The sequence below is a fragment of the Stenotrophomonas sp. 86156_Sma genome, assembly GCF_056481625.1.
Genome location: NZ_CM151157.1, coordinates 2896242 through 2912244, shown reverse-complemented (window position 1 = coordinate 2912244; position 16003 = coordinate 2896242). Strand labels below are relative to the sequence as shown.

Genomic DNA, 16003 nt, shown 5'->3' with positions numbered 1-16003 from the left:
ACATGAAAACGCACCGCAGCCAGATGACACACACAGCCACGATGCCGATGTCCGCAAAGGGAGACCCCCGATGAGTTATTTCCTCGATCGCTTGCAGTTCTTCAAGCGTGACCCCCAGACCTTTGCCGATGGCCACGGATTCGCCAAGAGCGAGGGCCGCGACTGGGAAAACAGTTACCGCGCCCGCTGGCAGTACGACAAGATCGTGCGTTCCACCCACGGCGTTAACTGCACGGGTTCGTGCAGCTGGAAGATCTACGTCAAGAACGGCCTGGTCACCTGGGAAACCCAGCAGACCGACTACCCGCGAACGCGCCCGGACCTGCCCAACCATGAACCGCGTGGCTGCCCGCGTGGCGCCAGCTATTCCTGGTACCTGTACAGCGCCAACCGGCTGAAGTACCCGCTGATCCGCGGCACGCTGCTGCGCCTGTGGCGCGAAGCACGCAAGAGCAAGGCCCCGGTCGACGCCTGGGCCAGCATCGTGGAGGACAAGGAGAAGGCGCGTTCGTACAAGACCCGCCGCGGCATGGGCGGCTTCGTGCGCCTGCAGTGGGAAGAGGCCAACGAGATCATCGCCGCCTCCAACCTGTACACGGTGAAGCAGTACGGCCCGGACCGCGTGGTCGGCTTCTCGCCGATTCCGGCGATGTCGATGGTGTCCTACGCCGCCGGCGCGCGTTACCTGTCGCTGCTGGGCGGCGCCTGCCTGTCCTTCTATGACTGGTACTGCGACCTGCCGCCGGCCTCGCCGCAGATCTGGGGCGAGCAGACCGACGTGCCCGAATCGGCCGACTGGTACAACAGCCGCTACATCATCGCCTGGGGCTCGAACGTGCCGCAGACGCGCACGCCCGATGCGCATTTCTTCACCGAGGCGCGCTACAACGGCACCAAGACGGTGGCGATCTGCCCGGACTATTCCGAGCTGGCCAAGCTGACCGACCATTGGCTGCACCCGAAGCAGGGCACCGATGCGGCGCTGGCCTTCGCCTTCGGCCATGTGATCCTGCGCGAGTTCCACGTCGATTCGCCCTCGCAGTACTTCCAGGACTATTGCCGCCAGTACTCGGACATGCCGATGCTGGTGCGCCTGGAGCGCCGCGACGACGGTCGCCTGGTGCCGGGCCGTTTCCTGCGTGCCAGTGAACTGGGCGGGCTGGGTGAAGCCAATAATCCGGACTGGAAGACGCTGGCTTTGGACGAGACCAGCGGCCAGATCGTGGTGCCCAATGGCTCCATCGGTTTCCGCTGGGGCGAGAAGGGCAAGTGGAACATCGAGGAGAAGGAAAGCAATGGCGCCGATACGCGCCTGCGGCTGAGCCTGGCCGACGCCCATGAGGGCATCGAGGCGGTCAGCTTCCCGTACTTCGGTGGCATCGAGTCGGAGGGCTGGACCGCTGCGCCGGCCGACGACGTGCTTGAGCGCAACATCCCGGTGCGTCGCCTGGCCCTGGCCGAGGGTGGCGAGACCCTGGTGGCCACGGTCTACGACCTGCTGCTGGCCCAGTACGGCGTGGACCGTGGCTTTGGCGGCGGCAACGTGGCATCGAGCTTCGACGACATGGTGCCGGGCACGCCGGCCTGGCAGGAGCGTATCACCGGCGTGTCGCGTGGTGAGGTGATCGAGATCGCCCGCGAGTTCGCGCGTACCGCCGACAAGACCCATGGCCGTTCGATGATCATCGTCGGCGCCGGCATGAACCATTGGTTCCACAACGATATGAACTACCGCGGCCTGATCAACATGCTGATCATGTGCGGTTGCGTGGGCCAGACCGGTGGCGGCTGGGCGCATTACGTGGGCCAGGAAAAACTGCGCCCGCAGACCGGCTGGCAGCCGCTGGCCTTCGGCCTGGACTGGAGCCGGCCACCGCGTCACATGAACGGCACCTCGTTCTTCTACTTCAACACCGGGCAATGGCGCTACGAGAAGCTGCAGGTGGATGAGCTGCTTTCGCCGCTGGCGGATGCGAGCAAGTACAGCGGCAGCCTGGCCGACCTGAACCTGCGCGCGGTGCGCATGGGCTGGCTGCCCTGTGCGCCGCAGCTGGACCGCAACCCGCTGCAGCTGGTACGCGAGGCCGAAGCGGCGGGTGTTGCCCCGGCCGACTACGCGCTGGGCAAGTTCAAGGACGGCTCGCTGGACTTCGCCTTCGCCGATCCGGACGCGCAGCAGAATCACCCGCGCATGATGTTCATCTGGCGCTCGAACCTGTTGGGTTCGTCGGGCAAGGGCCACGAGTACATGCTGCGGCACCTGCTCGGCACGCGTCATGGCCTGCAGGGCAAGGACCTGGGCGAGATGGGGGCGATCAAGCCGGAGGAAGTGACGTGGCGTGACGAGGCACCGGAGGGCAAGCTGGACCTGCTGGTCACGCTCGACTTCCGCATGTGCACCACCGCGCTGTACTCGGACATCGTGCTGCCGACCGCGACCTGGTACGAGAAGGACGACCTCAACACCTCGGACATGCACCCGTTCATCCACCCGCTGTCGAAGGCGGTGGATCCGGCCTGGGAATCGCGCAGCGACTGGGAGATCTTCAAGGAGGTTGCCCGCACCGTGAGCGAGATGGCGCCGGGCGTGCTGGGCGTGGAGAAGGACCTGGTGCTGGTGCCGACCCTGCATGACACCCCCAACGAGCTGGGCATGCCGTTCGGCGTGACCGACTGGAAGAAGGGCGAGTGCGAGGCCATCCCGGGCCAGACCATGCCGTCGATGACGGTGGTGGAGCGCGACTACCCGAACCTGTACCGCAAGTTCACCTCGCTGGGCCCGCTGCTGGACAAGCTGGGCAACGGCGGCAAGGGCATGAGCTGGGACACGAAGCACGAGGTCGAATTCCTCGGCAAGCTCAACCACACCGTGCACGACGCGGGCGTGAGCCAGGGCCGTCCGGCCATCTCGACCGCGATCGACGCGGCCGAGGTGATCCTGCACCTGGCACCGGAGACCAACGGCCATGTGGCGGTGAAGGCCTGGGAATCGCTGGGTACCTTCACTGGTCGCGAGCACACTCATCTGGCGGTGGGCAAGGAGCACGATGCGATCCGCTTCCGTGACATCCAGGCGCAGCCGCGCAAGATCATCTCCTCGCCGATCTGGTCGGGCCTGGAGGACGACAACGTCAGCTACAACGCCGGCTATACCAACGTGCACGAGCTGATTCCGTGGCGCACGGTGACCGGTCGCCAGCAGTTCTACCAGGACCATGAGTGGATGATCGACTTCGGCGAGGCCTTCATGGGCTACCGGCCGCCGGTCAACACGCGCACGGTGGAGCCGCTGCTGAACCAGCGCCCGAACGGCAACAAGGAGATCGTGCTGAACTGGATCACCCCGCACCAGAAGTGGGGCATCCACAGCACCTACAGCGACAACCTGATCATGCAGACACTGTCGCGCGGTGGCCCGATCGTGTGGTTGAGCGAGGATGACGCGCGCAGTGCCGGCATCGTCGACAACGACTGGATCGAGCTGTTCAACGTCAACGGTGCGATCGCCGCGCGTGCGGTGGTCAGCCAGCGCGTGATGCCGGGCATGGCGATGATGTACCACGCCCAGGAACGCATCATCAACGTGCCGGGCTCGGAGATTTCCGGGACCCGCGGTGGCATCCACAACTCGGTGACCCGCATCGTGCTCAAGCCCACCCACATGATCGGCGGCTACGCGCAGCTGGCGTACGGCTTCAACTACTACGGCACGTGCGGCACCAACCGCGACGAGTTCGTGATCGTGCGCAAGATGGACAAGATCGATTGGTTGGACGATGAACAAGGAAGTTCGAGTGTCGCGGGCGCAGGACGCGCAGGAGCGACCGATGAACAGCCCGCTGGCGCTTCGGCATCGGCCAGCAAGGAGGTGGTGTGATGAAGGTCCGTGCACAGATCGCGATGGTGCTGAACCTGGACAAGTGCATCGGCTGCCATACCTGCTCGATCACCTGCAAGAACGTCTGGACCTCGCGCGAGGGCGTCGAGTACGCCTGGTTCAACAACGTGGAAACCAAGCCGGGCATCGGCTACCCGAAGGAATGGGAGAACCAGGACAAGTGGAACGGCGGCTGGGTGCGTACCCGCGCAGGCAAGCTGGTGCCGCGTGCCGCGTGCCGCGTGCCGGTGGCCGTTGGCGCATGCTGGCCAAGATCTTCGCCAATCCGGATCTGCCGCAGATCGACGACTACTACGAGCCGTTCGATTTCGACTACCAGAACCTGCACACCGCCAAGGACAGCCAGCACCAGCCCACCGCGCGGCCGCGCTCGCTCATCAGTGGCGAGCGCATGCAGAAGATCGAGTGGGGCCCGAACTGGGAGGAGATCCTGGGTTCGGAGTTCAGCAAGCGCTCGCGCGACTACAACTTCGACCAGGTGCAGAAGGAGATCTACGGCGCCTTCGAGAAGACCTTCATGATGTACCTGCCGCGCCTGTGCGAGCACTGCCTGAACCCGGCGTGCGTGTCGGCGTGCCCGTCGGGCGCGATCTACAAGCGTGAGGAAGACGGCATCGTACTGATCGACCAGGACAAGTGCCGCGGTTGGCGCATGTGCGTGTCGGCGTGCCCGTACAAGAAGATCTACTACAACTGGAAGAGCGGCAAGTCGGAGAAGTGCATCTTCTGCTACCCGCGCATCGAGATGGGCGAGCCGACCGTGTGCTCGGAAACCTGCGTGGGCCGCATCCGCTACCTGGGCGTGATGCTGTACGACGCCGACCGCATCGCCGAGGCCGCCTCGGTGGCCGCCGAGAAGGACCTGTACCAGGCCCACCTGGACATCTTCCTGGACCCGAACGATCCGGCGGTGATCGCCGCCGCGCGCGCCGAGGGCATCCCGGACAGCTGGCTGGATGCGGCCAAGCAGTCGCCGGTGTACAAGCTGGCGATCGACTGGAAGCTGGCGCTGCCGCTGCACCCGGAGTACCGCACGCTGCCGATGGTCTGGTACGTGCCGCCGCTGTCGCCGATCCAGTCCGCCGCCGAACGTGGCCGCGTGGGCATGAGCGGCGAGCTGCCGGACGTGGCTTCGCTGCGTATTCCGATGCGCTACCTGGCCAACCTGCTGACGGCCGGTGACGAGGCGCCGGTGGTGCGTGCGCTGGAGCGGCTGATGGCGATGCGTGCCTGGCGCCGGGCCAAGAACGTGGACGGCGTGGAAGACACCGCCGTGCTGGAACAGACCGGACTGAGCATCGCCCAGGTGGAAGAGATGTACCGCTACCTGGCCATTGCCAACTACGAGGACCGTTTCGTGATTCCGACCGGCCACCGCGAGTACGCCAACGATGCCTTCGGCGAGCGTGGCGGCTGCGGCTTCACCTTCGGCAACGGCTGCAATGGTGACAGCCCGGCCGACCTGTTCGGCCAGCGCAAGAGCACCACCTTCGTGGTGGACAAGGGCCCGAACCACCGCCGCAAGGAGGTGGTGTGATGAGCGTGCTCAAGCTGGTCGGGGTGCTGCTGGACTACCCCCGCGAGGAACTGTGGCAGCACGGCGAGGAACTGCTCGCCGCCTGCGACGACCCGGCGCTGAATGCCGCCCGCCGCCAGCAGCTGCGCAGCTTCGTGCAGCAGCTGCTGGGCACCGATGCGCTGGATGCGCAGGCGGCGTGGCTGGCCAGTTTCGACCGTGGCCGCTCGATGAGCCTGCTGCTGTTCGAGCACATCCATGGCGAGTCGCGCGACCGCGGCCAGGCAATGGTCGATCTGGTCGAGACCTACCGCCGCAACGGCTTCGAACTGGATGCGCGCGAGCTGCCGGACTACCTGCCGCTGCTGCTGGAGTTCCTGGCCCATCGCCCCGGCAGCGAGGCCCGCGAGTGGCTGCACCACATCGGCCATATCGCCGGGATGCTGGCGGCGCGTGCCGCCGAGCGCGAGCTGCCGCACCGGGTGCTGTTCGAGATCCTGGTCGAGGCCGGCGACGGCAAGGCCGATCTGCAGGCGCTGCGCCAGCGTGCCAGCGAGGAAGTCCGCGACGATACCGCCGAGGCCATGGACCGCTTGTGGGAGGAGGAGGCGGTGCGCTTCGGCGCCGAAGCCCCTGCCGAAGACTGCAAGCCGCCCGTGCGTTCACCGGCCCGTCCTTCGCATCGAGAGGTCCAGCCATGAGTTACTCCCTGCATCAATTTGCCTTCCAGTACTACCCGTACATCGCCGTGGCGGTGCTGCTGATCGGCAGCTGGGCCCGCTACGACAAGGCCATGTACACCTGGCGCACCGGCTCCAGCCAGATGCTGTCGGACAAGGGCATGCGGATCGGCAGCAACTGCTTCCACATCGGCATCCTGGCCATCCTCGGTGGCCACCTGGTCGGCCTGCTGACCCCGCATGCGGTGTACGAGCACTTCATCACCTCGTCGCAGAAGCAGATGCTGGCGATGGTGGTCGGCGGTGTGTTCGGCGCGCTGTGCTTCATCGGCATCAGCATCCTGCTGGTGCGCCGCCTGTTCAATGCGCGGGTACGGGCTACCGGCAGTTTCGGTGACACCCTGGTGCTGGTGCTGCTGTTCGCCCAGCTGTGCCTGGGCCTCTACAGCATCCGCATCTCGTCCGGCCACCTGGACGGTGGGGTGATGGTGCAGCTGGCCGAATGGGCGCAGCACATCGTGACCTTCCGCGCCGGTGCCGCCGACTACATCGAGGGCGTCAGCTGGGTCTACAAGACGCACATCTTCCTGGGCCTGACCCTGTTCCTGATCGCGCCGTTCACCCGCCTGGTGCACGTGTGGAGCATTCCGATCAGCTACCTGTGGCGGCCCTACCAGGTGGTGCGCCGCCGCCAGGCCACGCTGCGTTACGGTCCGCGGGAGTAAACCATGGGCAGCCTGCCGAAATTCCTGCCGATCACCGTGATCGACTCCGCCGCACCGGTGCCTGCCGAGGCGCATTCGCACCACCACGACGCGGCAGAGCAGGGGCCGCGCTCGCTCGGGCAGCCGGCACCGTGCCGGCTGTTCGTGGACGAGACCGCGATCAGCGAGGCCGACATCGCCCGCGAGATGCAGCACCACCGGGCGATGCGCCCGGAACAGTCACGCGCCGAAGCGGCACGTGCACTGGTGGTGCGCGAGCTGCTGCGTCTGGAAGCGCAGCGGCTGGGCCTGCAGGCGCCGGAGGGCAACCGGGTCAGCGACGAGGAAGTGCTGATCCAGCAACTGCTGGAAGACGCGATCGAAGACCGCGTGCCGACCGACGAGGACTGCCGCCGCTACTTTGAACAGAACCCGGAGCGCTTCCGCTCGCCTGACCGCGTGCGCCTGCGCCATATCCTGCTGGCGGCGCCGGCCGACGACGTGGCCGGGCGCTTCGCCGCACGCACCGAAGGCGAGCGGCTGGCCGGACTGCTGAAGGAGTCGCCGCACCTGTTCGCCGATTTCGCCCTGCGCCATTCGCGCTGCCCCTCCAGCAGCGAGGGCGGCGACCTGGGCTGGTTGCAGCGCGGGCAGACCACGCCGGAGTTCGACCGCCAGGTGTTCCGCCTGCGTGAGGGCCTGGCCGGGTTCCCGGTGGAGTCGCGCTGGGGCTACCACGTGGTCTGCGTCGATGCCCGCGAGGAGGGCCAGCCGCAGCCATTCGAGGCGGTGCTGCCGCAGCTGCGTGACTATCTTGAACTGCAGGTGCGCCAGCGCGAGGTGCAGGCTTACCTGCTGCAGCTGCAGGAACGCTACCCGGTGCGCGGGCTGGACGAGATCGAAGCCGACGCGGATATCGGCTGACCCCCATTGAACGAGGAGACCCCATGAACCAGGCCCTTGCCCCCGCCAGTGCCGGGCAGCAGCAACGTGCGCTGTGGCTGAGCACGTTCGCCTTCACCGTGTGCTTCGCGGTGTGGATGATCTTTTCAATCATCGGCATCCAGATCAGCCAACAGCTCGGTTTGAATGACACCCAGTTCGGCCTGTTGATCGCCACGCCGGTGCTGACCGGCTCGGTCAGCCGCGTCTTCCTCGGCATCTGGTCCGACCAATTCGGTGGCCGCAAGGTGATGGTGCTGGTGATGCTGTGTGGCGCTGTGGCTACCTGGATGCTGACCTACGCGCAGACCTACACCCAGTTCCTGATCGCCGCGCTGTGCGTGGGCATCGCCGGTGGCAACTTCTCGGTAGGCGTGGCCTATGTGTCGAAGTGGTTCCCGGCCAGCAAGCAGGGCACTGCGCTGGGCATCTTCGGTGCCGGCAACATCGGCTCGGCGGTGACCAAGCTGCTGGCACCGCTGGTGATGGTGGCGGCCGGCTGGACCATGGTTGCCAAAGTATGGGCTGTAGCGCTGGCGGTCACCGCGGTACTGTTCTTCCTCTTCAGCAAGGAAGACCCGTCGCTGGAGCAGCGCCGCCGCGAAGGCGTGAAGCCGGTCCCGTTCGCGGAGCAGATGGCGCCGCTGAAGAACCTGCAGGTGTGGCGGTTCTCGCTGTACTACTTCTTCGTGTTCGGCGGCTTCGTGGCGCTGGCGCTGTGGCTGCCGCACTACCTGGTGGGCGCCTATGGCATGGACGTGGGCCACGCCGGCATGCTGGCGGCGTGCTATTCGATCCCGGCCAGCCTGTTCCGCGTGGTCGGTGGCTGGATGTCGGACCGGATGGGCGCGCGGCGGGTGATGTACTGGACCTTCGGCGTGTCGGCCATCTGCACCTTCCTGCTGGCCTACCCGGATACCGAGTACGTGGTGAAGGGCATCCACGGCCCGATCCACTTCCATCTGGCCATCGGCGTGGTGATGTTCACCGTGCTGGTGTTCGTGCTGGGCTTCTTCATGTCGCTGGGCAAGGCAGCGGTCTACAAGCACATTCCGGTGTACTACCCGCAGCACGTGGGTGCGGTGGGCGGCGTGGTCGGGATGATCGGTGGGCTGGGTGGCTTCATCCTGCCGATCGTGTTCGGGGCATTGAACGATGCCGTGGGCATCTGGAGCAGCTGCTTCATGCTGCTGTTCGTGCTGGTGGCGGCTGCACTGGCATGGATGCACTTTGCTATTCGCCGCATGGAGCGCCGTCACTTCCCGCAGATCGACCGCGAGACCGACCTGCCCGAAGCCATCGATGCGGCCGCCGCCGAGCGGGTGCGCTGCAGGTAAAGGGGGTTGCCGGCCAGCGGCCGGCACTACCGGAACGGTGCGCGGTGGGTGGAGGGGGTGCCGGCCAGCGGCCGGCACTACCGGAATGGTGCGCGGTGGGTGAGGGGGGTGCCGGCCAGCGGCCGGCACTACCGGGTAGCGTGTGAGAGGGTAGTGCCGGCCGCTGGCCGGCATGAACCGACCGATGCGCCACGCTTGATTTCAATCAGGGCCACGCGAAGAGGAACACCCGAAGATGTGTGCCATGAGCTTCCACGTCGATGAGAGTGAGGACACTGCGCTGCAGGCAGCATTGCTGCGGCAGCCCCGGCATGTGCTGTTCCCGGCGGCTGACCAGTTCAGCACGGGGTTTGGCGAAAGCGGCTGGCGCGCCGCCGTGCGCGCCAGCAATGAGCACCTGATCCCGCGTGGCTTGACGCTAGGCTTCCAGGCCGGTCGTGGTGGTCGCGATGTGCCGCCACTGGCGTATCTGGACACCTTGCTGCTGGCCCTGCAGCTGCAGGCCGATGCCCTGGCCGAGGACCGCGAAGTGGTGGCGATGGTGTTGCAGCTGGGATTGGCCGAGACGTTGCCGCCGCCGCAGCTGGGCCAGCTGCTGGACGCGGTGCCGCAGCACCTGCGCACGGTGGCGCGCCCGCAGGTGGAGGTGCGGCTGGACGCCGGCAGCGCGCTGGCGCCGGCGCAGCTGCGCGCGGTGGGCTGCACCCGCCTGAACGTGATCGATCGTGCCGATGCGCCGGGGCCGACCCTGCTGGCACAGGCGCGGCAGGTCGGCTTCACTGCGCGCTACTACCAGCTGCGCGTGCCCGCCTGTGAGGACACCGGTTTCATCGAACGTTTGCATGAGGTGCTGGCCGAAGCACCCGAGCGCATCCTGCTGCCGGCACCGTGCGCGCTACCGCAGCGTCCGTCGGCAGCGCATTGGCTGCAGGCCTGGCGCCTGCTGCGCGATGCCGGTTATGAACCCATCGGCGGTGACCACTACCAGCGTGGTGACCTGCCCAATCCGCATGGGCCCGGCGATGGCCAGCGCCACTGCGACCTGGCCGGCGTGCCGCGCCGTGATCGCAGTGATTTCATCGGGCTTGGCCTGTCCGCCTGCAGCCAGATCGGCGAAGTGTTCTACCGGCTGGAGGACGAGCTGGGTGAATGGCGGGCGCGCCTGCAGTCCGGTCACATGGGCGTGGCCGCGGGCCTGATCCTGTCCGAGGACGAGCGGCTTGCGGCCGAGGTGGCACAGAGCTTCGCCTGCGACCATGCGCTCGATGCGGCTGCATTCGAGTGGCGTAATGATGAACCCTTCGAGGAATGCTTCGCCGAACAGCTGCCGGCGCTGTCGCCGCTGCTGGCGCGCGGCTGGGCGCAGTGGGATGCACGCGTGCTGCGGCTGGCCGAAGAAGGGCGGTTGCTGTGGCGTATGATGGCCTCATGCTTCCGGCCGGCGGCCGCCAACGCTTGAGTCCTGCCCCGATGTCTTCAACTCCGCCTTCCCAGGGTCGCCTCGGCCGGGCCACGCCGAACCCCGCCGCCGCCGATGATGGCGACGCGCTGCACTTCTGCAGTACCTGTGCATTTTCCGATGCCTGCATGTCGCAGGGTTATGACAAGACCGCGCTGGGCGATCTGCATGTGCTGGTCGACCACGTCGGCCCGTTCCATGCCGGCGACTACATCTTCCGCGCCGGTGAGTCGTTCGATTCGATCGCTGCGGTGCGCGCTGGCATGGTCAAGACCTTCGTCGATGACAGCCAGGGCAACGAGCAGGTGCTGGGCTTCAGCCTGCCGGGCGAAGTGATCGGCCTCAATGCGATCCACGGCTCGCGCTTCCCCTGCAATGCGGTGGCGCTGGACACCGTGCACCTGTGCCGCATCTCGTTCCCCAAGCTGAGCCTGCTGGCCACACGCATGCCGGGGCTGCAGGCCAAGCTGTTCAGCCTGCTCAGTGCGGAGATCGGCAAGGTCGCCACGCTGGCCGCGAATCACCGTACCGAAGAGCGCATGGCGGCGTTCCTGCTCGACATGTCCGAGCGTTACGCGCGGCGCGGTTTTTCCGCCACGCGCTTCAACCTGACGATGGCGCGTACCGAGATCGCCAACTACCTGCGGATGGCGCCGGAAACCGCCAGCCGCGTGCTGCGCCGCCTGAGCGATGATGGGATCATCGCGGTGAAGCAGCGCGAGATCCTGCTGCTGCAGCCCGAGCGCCTGGCGGCGCTGGCGGTGGCCGACGAATCCGATCCGAACTGAACCTGGCCGGGAGCCGACGATGAAACGCGCTGGACTGTTGTTGCTGGGACTGCTGGCCACGCTGCCGGCCTGGGCCGCCGAGCTGACGGTGTCGGCGGCATCGAGCCTGACCGAGAGCTTCCGTGAACTCGGCACCGCCTATGAGAAGGCACACCCGGGAACCAAGGTCGATTTCAACTTCGCCGCGTCCGGCGTACTGCTGCAGCAGATCAGCCGTGGCGCGCCGGTGGACGTGTTCGCCTCGGCCGATGAAACAACGATGGACCAGGCACAGCAGCAGGGCCTGTTGGCGGCGGGCACCCGCGAGGTATTCGCGGTGAACGCGCTGTGGGTGGTGGTGCCGCCGCAGGCCAGGGTCGCGCCGCGTAGCTTGAAGGACCTGACCGGTGCCGGCGTGCAGCGCATCGCACTGGGCAACCCGGAAAGCGTGCCGGTCGGTCGCTACGCCAAGGGCGCGCTGGAAGCGGCGGGCCTGTGGCCGTCGGTGCAGGGCAGGATCATCACCACCCAGAACGTGCGCCAATCACTGGATTACGTGGCGCGCGGTGAAGTGGATGCCGGCTTCGTCTATGCCACCGATGCGCAGGCGATGCCCGACCGGGTGCGCCGCGCCTTCGCGGTGCCGGTGTCGGGGCGCATTGCCTATCCGTTGGCGGTGACCAAGGCCAGTGCGCAGCCGGCCGAGGCCAAGCGGTTTGCCACGTTCGTGCGTTCGGCGCAGGGCCAGGCGATCCTGGCCAGGCATGGGTTCGGCAAGCCCTGAGGCATGGATCTCGACTGGAGTGCACTGGGGTTGTCGCTGAAGGTGGCCGGCTGGGCCACTGCGATCAATCTGGTGCTGGGCGTTGGTCTGGGCGCGCTGCTGGCGCGCCGTCGCTTTCCCGGTCGCGAGCTGCTGGATTCGGTGTTGACCCTGCCGATGGTGCTGCCGCCGACGGTGCTAGGGTATTACCTGCTGGTGCTGATCGGCCGCAACGGCCCGATCGGCGCGTGGCTGCAGTCGTGGTTCGGCATCAACCTGGTGTTTACCTCGCAGGCTGCAGTGATCGCCGCCGCAGTGGCCTCGCTGCCGCTGGTATTCAAGCCGGCACGCGCGGCGTTTGAGGAAGTGGACGGACAGCTGGAGCAGGCCGCACGCACGCTTGGTGTGTCCGAAGCGGCGGTGTTCTTCCGCATCACGCTGCCACTGGCCTGGCGCGGCATCCTCGCCGGCCTGCTGCTGGCGTTTGCACGTGCGATGGGCGAGTTCGGCGCCACTTTGATGGTGGCTGGCAGCATTCCGGGCCGCACGCAGACATTGTCGATCGCCATCTACGAAGCGGTGCAGGCCGGTCAGGACGGCAAGGCCAACGCACTGGTGATCCTGACCTCGGTGGTGTGCATCGTGATCCTGCTGCTGGCCGCACGGCTGGTGGGCGGGCGTCGCCGGGAGCTGCGTGATGTGGCTTGATCTGCGGGTGCAGCGTCGGCTGCAGGCGGCCGGCCAGGATTTCGTGCTGGACGTGTCGCTGCAGTGCACGCAGCGGCAGGTAGTGCTGTTCGGGCCCTCGGGCGCCGGCAAGAGCCTGACCCTGAAGGCAGTGGCCGGGCTGCTGAGGCCGGGCCAGGGCCACGTGCGCCTGCAGGGGCAGACCTTGTTCGATGCGGCGGCCGGCGTGGACCTGCCACCGCAGCGTCGTCGGCTGGGCTATGTCTTCCAGGACTATGCGTTGTTCCCACACCTGAGCGTGCGCCAGAACGTGGCGTTCGGTCTGCAGAAGGGATGGTTGAATCCGAGGGCTGGCCAGCGCTTCGATGCGGTGGAGCAGTGGCTGCACGCATTCCGCATCGACGCGGTGGGCGACCTGCTGCCCTCGCAGGTATCCGGGGGACAGCGCCAGCGCACTGCACTGGCACGCGCCCTGGTGACACAGCCGCAGGCGCTGCTGCTGGATGAGCCGTTCTCCGCGCTGGATCATGACCTGCGCCAGCACCTGCGCCAGGAGCTGGAAACCGTGCTGGACAAGACTGGTATTCCGTTGCTGTTGATCAGCCACGACCCGCAGGATGTGGCCATGTTCGGCCAGCAGGTGGCACGCGTAGTGGATGGCCGCATTGTCGGCGGTTGATCCGTGATGGACGCACGGGCGATGGTTGGTTAAGTCTGATGGTAGTGCCGGCCGCTGGCCGGCAACCACGGATTACGGAGCAGCCGGCCAGCGGCCGGCCCTCCCGGTTCAGGGGTTCCGCGACGCACAGGCGAGGGATGGTTGCATCTGATGGTAGTGCCGGTCGTTGGCCGGCAACCACGGAATCCGGAGCAGCCGGTCAGCGGCCGGCTCTACCGGTTCAGGGGTTCCGCGACGCTCAGGCGATGAATGGCTACATCTAATGGTAGTGCCGGCCGCTGGCCGGCAACCACGGATTCCGGAGCAGCCGGCCAGCGGCCGGCTCTACCGGTTCAGGGGTTTCGCGACGCACGGGCGATGGTTGACTACAGCTGATGGTAGTGCCGGCCGCTGGCCGGCAACCATGGAATCCGGAGTAGCCGGCCAGCGGCCGGCTCTACCAGTCCAGCGTTCGCGCAATCCAGTGGAATGGATCAATACAGCTCGCAGTGCGTGCGGCCTTCGCCCCGCAGCGCGTCCCAGTGCCCTTCGCCACCGACCGCATCGATGGCCTCGCGCACCGCGCCTTCCAGGTGGCTCTTGTTACCGCACAGGTACAGATGCCCGCCGCGGGCCAGCACATCGCGCACTTCATCGCCGCGCTGCTGCAGCACATGCTGCACATAGACCTTTTCGGCGCCATCGCGCGAGAACGCGGTATGCAGGCCGGCCAGCACGCCACGTGCGTGCCAGTCCTGCAGCTGCTCGCGATACAGGTAGTCGTGCTGGCTTTGCTTCTCGCCGAACACCAGGTGCACTTCGCGTTGGCAGGCGGTGGCCTGCAGCTCCTGCATCAGGCCCATCAGCGGCGCGATGCCGGTGCCGGTGCCGACCAGCAGAAGGGGAGCTTCGCCGGTATCTGGCAGATGGAAGCCGGGATTGGAGCGGCAGTACACACGGGCATGGTCGCCGCCGTGCAGCAGGCTGCCGGTGGCAGTGCCGAAGCGCTCGCGACCGCGCAGGGTGTAGCGTACTTCGCGCACGCACAGGCTGAGTTGGTCGTTGCAGGGGTGCGAGGCGATCGAATAGGCGCGCGGCAGTCGCGGTGACAGTAGTTCGCGCAGCCGGGCCAGCGGCACGCTGTCCGGCGTGGCGTGGTCCTGCAGCACGTCCAGCACGTCCAGCCCGTGCAGGTAGGCTTCGAGCTCGCGCTTCTGGCTGACCTTCAACAGGCCCTTCAGCACCTCGCTGCCGCCGAGCTTGGCCAGTTCGCGCAGCACGCCCTTGCTCAGCAGGCGCAGCTCGCGGTCATGCAGGGCGGCCACGGCGGCGGTGTCGCCGTACCAGGTGGCCAATGCCTGCAGCAGGGCAGGGTCGTTCTCGGGTACCACGTGCAGGGTGTCGCCCGCGCGGTAGGCCATGCCACTGCCGGCAATGTCCAGCTGCAGGTGCCAGGCGGCCGGGTCGCTGCTGTTCAAGCGGCGGCGTTCGAGAATGGGGGCGGCAAAGGCGTTGTCTTCGCCATAGGCGGTGACCTGCAGGCGCAGGTCCTGGCCAGCACTGAGGTCGCCATCCAGCACCTGGCCGAGGACCGGCTGCCATTGCTGGAAGAACTGCTCGTAGCCCAGGTCGGCATCCACGCGGTGCAGCAGCGGCTGCGCCTTACGCTCGCTCAGCGCCGCATCCAGCGCCTTGGTGAAGCCACAGAAGCTGGGGTAGCCGGTGTCACCAAGGCCGAACACCGCATAGCGCAGGCCGCTCAGCGTCGGAGTCTGGCGCAGTGTTTCGAAGAACTGCTCGCCGTTGGCCGGCGGTTCGCCATCGCCGAACGAACTGGAAATCGCCAGCAGCACATCGCCCTGGCCGAGGCTGGCCACGTCGATGTCATTGAAGGGGAGCACCTTCGGCGCGTGCGGCTGCAGGTCCGCGCCCAGGCGCTGGGCCAGGGCGCGGGCATTGCCCGACTCGGACGCGAAACCCACCAGCAGGCGGCTGAAGGGCGTACTGGTCGGGAGGGCGTTCACGCGGCCTCGTAGAAGTCGTCGAACTTTTCCTTGCTGAACTCGACCAGGTCGTAGTTCTGCATCAGGTCGTTCACCACGCGGCGGATGCTGATGTACGAGGTGATGTTGCCGTCGGCGTCGAACAGCGGTTGCACGGTGGTGTCGACCACGTAGAGCACGCCACCCTTGCCAAGGTTGGGAACGATGCCGGTCCAGGTCTTGCCGGCCTTGATGGTGTCCCACATGTCCTTGTAGACCGCCTTGGGCACGTCCGGATGGCGCACGATGCTGTGCGGCTGGCCGATCAGTTCCTCGCGGGCGAAGCCGGTAAGCGTGCAGAACAGGTCGTTGGCGTAGGTGATGTTGCCCTGCAGGTCGGTGGTGGAGATCACCATGACGTTCTGCATGGCATTCAGCAGCTGGGCGTTGTCGGGGGTGTAGCTCATCGCAGGTCCTTTGGATGCCGGTAACGCCGGCGTATTGGGTTCCTGCATAGAGATACGCCCGCGCGGTGGCGGGCGGTTTGACATTGGTCAAGCGGGTGGCTAGATCGGCTGCGACCGGGTGTCGCAGGGGGGGGCCGCCGGGC

The 16003-nt window shown here is 66.8% G+C and carries 12 protein-coding genes and 1 pseudogene; 11 read left to right on the top strand and 2 right to left on the bottom strand.

Features of this window, described 5'->3' with window-relative positions; translation table 11 throughout:
• The first annotated feature begins 70 nt into the window (after window positions 1-70).
• The 11 genes and pseudogenes from ACZK33_RS13485 (at window position 71) to ACZK33_RS13435 (ending at window position 13432) form a co-directional block, all read left to right on the top strand.
• Window positions 71-3877, top strand: a complete 3807-nt coding sequence (locus ACZK33_RS13485) for a nitrate reductase subunit alpha (protein ID WP_423174225.1) — start codon at window positions 71-73, stop codon at window positions 3875-3877.
• Window positions 3877-5435 (top strand): annotated as a pseudogene (gene narH / locus ACZK33_RS13480) (nitrate reductase subunit beta). The gene ACZK33_RS13485 and the pseudogene narH overlap by 1 nt, the downstream one beginning before the upstream one ends.
• Window positions 5435-6115 (top strand): nitrate reductase molybdenum cofactor assembly chaperone, encoded by a 681-nt coding sequence (gene narJ, locus ACZK33_RS13475; RefSeq protein ID WP_040007589.1) that lies wholly within the window; start codon window positions 5435-5437, stop codon window positions 6113-6115. The pseudogene narH and the gene narJ overlap by 1 nt, the downstream one beginning before the upstream one ends.
• A complete protein-coding gene (gene narI / locus ACZK33_RS13470; protein WP_423174226.1) occupies window positions 6112-6819 on the top strand; it encodes a respiratory nitrate reductase subunit gamma in 708 nt (235 codons plus the stop codon). Before narJ ends, narI begins: the two co-directional genes overlap by 4 nt.
• A 3-nt stretch (window positions 6820-6822) precedes the next feature.
• A complete protein-coding gene (locus tag ACZK33_RS13465) occupies window positions 6823-7722 on the top strand; it encodes a peptidylprolyl isomerase (protein ID WP_423174227.1) in 900 nt (299 codons plus the stop codon).
• Window positions 7723-7745: 23 nt separating this feature from the next.
• Window positions 7746-9077, top strand: coding sequence for an MFS transporter (locus tag ACZK33_RS13460; protein WP_423174228.1), 1332 nt, complete (start codon window positions 7746-7748; stop codon window positions 9075-9077).
• A 244-nt stretch (window positions 9078-9321) separates the two neighbouring features.
• A complete protein-coding gene (locus ACZK33_RS13455; protein ID WP_423174229.1) occupies window positions 9322-10536 on the top strand; it encodes a coproporphyrinogen III oxidase in 1215 nt (404 codons plus the stop codon).
• A gap of 11 nt (window positions 10537-10547) precedes the next feature.
• A complete protein-coding gene (locus ACZK33_RS13450) occupies window positions 10548-11324 on the top strand; it encodes a helix-turn-helix domain-containing protein (RefSeq protein WP_012511268.1) in 777 nt (258 codons plus the stop codon).
• 19 nt (window positions 11325-11343) lie between these two features.
• Window positions 11344-12087: a molybdate ABC transporter substrate-binding protein gene (gene modA / locus ACZK33_RS13445; RefSeq protein WP_423174230.1), complete on the top strand. Its 744-nt coding sequence runs from the start codon at window positions 11344-11346 to the stop codon at window positions 12085-12087.
• Window positions 12088-12090: 3 nt separating this feature from the next.
• The gene (gene modB / locus ACZK33_RS13440; protein WP_423174231.1) at window positions 12091-12774 is read left to right on the top strand and encodes a molybdate ABC transporter permease subunit; all 684 of its coding nucleotides are present in this window, start codon (window positions 12091-12093) and stop codon (window positions 12772-12774) included.
• Complete coding sequence (locus ACZK33_RS13435; RefSeq protein WP_423174232.1) at window positions 12764-13432, top strand: sulfate/molybdate ABC transporter ATP-binding protein; 669 nt, start codon at window positions 12764-12766, stop codon at window positions 13430-13432. The genes modB and ACZK33_RS13435 overlap by 11 nt, the downstream gene beginning before the upstream one ends.
• A gap of 473 nt (window positions 13433-13905) precedes the next feature.
• Here ACZK33_RS13435 and ACZK33_RS13430 read toward each other — a convergent pair whose 3' ends face one another.
• Both ACZK33_RS13430 and ACZK33_RS13425 read right to left on the bottom strand, forming a co-directional pair.
• Window positions 13906-15435, bottom strand: a complete 1530-nt coding sequence (locus ACZK33_RS13430; RefSeq protein ID WP_423174233.1) for a diflavin oxidoreductase — start codon at window positions 15433-15435, stop codon at window positions 13906-13908.
• Entirely contained in the window at window positions 15432-15860 is a 429-nt protein-coding gene (locus ACZK33_RS13425) for a PAS domain-containing protein (protein ID WP_005409905.1), read from the bottom strand. Before ACZK33_RS13425 ends, ACZK33_RS13430 begins: the two co-directional genes overlap by 4 nt.
• Between the last annotated feature and the right edge of the window lie 143 nt (window positions 15861-16003).

What these genes read in the sequence shown, in the direction of transcription:
- ACZK33_RS13485 (WP_423174225.1), top strand. Translation starts at nt 71, where the DNA reads ATGAGTTATTTCCTCGATCGCTTGCAGTTCTTCAAGCGTGACCCCCAG.
- narJ (WP_040007589.1), top strand. Translation starts at nt 5,435, where the DNA reads ATGAGCGTGCTCAAGCTGGTCGGGGTGCTGCTGGACTACCCCCGCGAG.
- narI (WP_423174226.1), top strand. Translation starts at nt 6,112, where the DNA reads ATGAGTTACTCCCTGCATCAATTTGCCTTCCAGTACTACCCGTACATC.
- ACZK33_RS13465 (WP_423174227.1), top strand. Translation starts at nt 6,823, where the DNA reads ATGGGCAGCCTGCCGAAATTCCTGCCGATCACCGTGATCGACTCCGCC.
- ACZK33_RS13460 (WP_423174228.1), top strand. Translation starts at nt 7,746, where the DNA reads ATGAACCAGGCCCTTGCCCCCGCCAGTGCCGGGCAGCAGCAACGTGCG.
- ACZK33_RS13455 (WP_423174229.1), top strand. Translation starts at nt 9,322, where the DNA reads ATGAGCTTCCACGTCGATGAGAGTGAGGACACTGCGCTGCAGGCAGCA.
- ACZK33_RS13450 (WP_012511268.1), top strand. Translation starts at nt 10,548, where the DNA reads ATGTCTTCAACTCCGCCTTCCCAGGGTCGCCTCGGCCGGGCCACGCCG.
- modA (WP_423174230.1), top strand. Translation starts at nt 11,344, where the DNA reads ATGAAACGCGCTGGACTGTTGTTGCTGGGACTGCTGGCCACGCTGCCG.
- modB (WP_423174231.1), top strand. Translation starts at nt 12,091, where the DNA reads ATGGATCTCGACTGGAGTGCACTGGGGTTGTCGCTGAAGGTGGCCGGC.
- ACZK33_RS13435 (WP_423174232.1), top strand. Translation starts at nt 12,764, where the DNA reads ATGTGGCTTGATCTGCGGGTGCAGCGTCGGCTGCAGGCGGCCGGCCAG.
- ACZK33_RS13425 (WP_005409905.1), bottom strand. Translation starts at nt 15,860, where the DNA reads ATGAGCTACACCCCCGACAACGCCCAGCTGCTGAATGCCATGCAGAAC.